2 tRNA genes are annotated in these 510 nt (G+C 56.3%); both read left to right on the plus strand.

The window, feature by feature from the left end:
• Positions 1 to 52: 52 nt before the first annotated feature.
• Positions 53 to 126 (plus strand) — tRNA-Ile (locus HV826_RS36465).
• Between the two features lie 74 nt (positions 127 to 200).
• Positions 201 to 273 (plus strand) — tRNA-Ala (locus HV826_RS36470).
• Positions 274 to 510: the final 237 nt, after the last annotated feature.

Here is a 510-nt window from a genome sequence, read left to right on the forward strand (position 1 = left end):
AGCTCTTTGAGAATGAAGGACGCTGTAGGGTTTGCCGACGCGGTAGCCCCCTGGGCCTATAGCTCAGCTGGCTAGAGCGCGCGCCTGATAAGCGCGAGGTCGGTGGTTCAAGTCCACCTAGGCCCACTATTTCCCTCCCCGAGTGAGGAGGGAAGCGGTGACGCGCACCAGCATGGTAGAATGGCCGTGGGCAGTTTCCCGGGGCTGTAGCTCAGCTGGGAGAGCGCCAGCTTTGCAAGCTGGATGTCGTCGGTTCGATCCCGATCAGCTCCACAAGTTTTCTCTGAAGTCTAGAGAAGCGTTCTTTGACAAGTGCATACGAAGGGTAAGTTCAATTTCTGCTGAGAGAAGTTCTCGCAGAAGCCCTGACGAGAGTACCCGCTGACGCCGTGAGGCGAAGGTGAGGGAAGCAGTCAGGTGCTTTTAATCAAGCGTAGGTAAAGAAGAAGTCTTCCAGGCTTGCTGCGAAGAGCAGGAGTCTGGGCCTTGGTTTCGAGTTTCGACAAACCG

This window comes from Myxococcus sp. AM010, assembly GCF_013372585.1.
GTDB lineage: Bacteria > Myxococcota > Myxococcia > Myxococcales > Myxococcaceae > Myxococcus > Myxococcus vastator.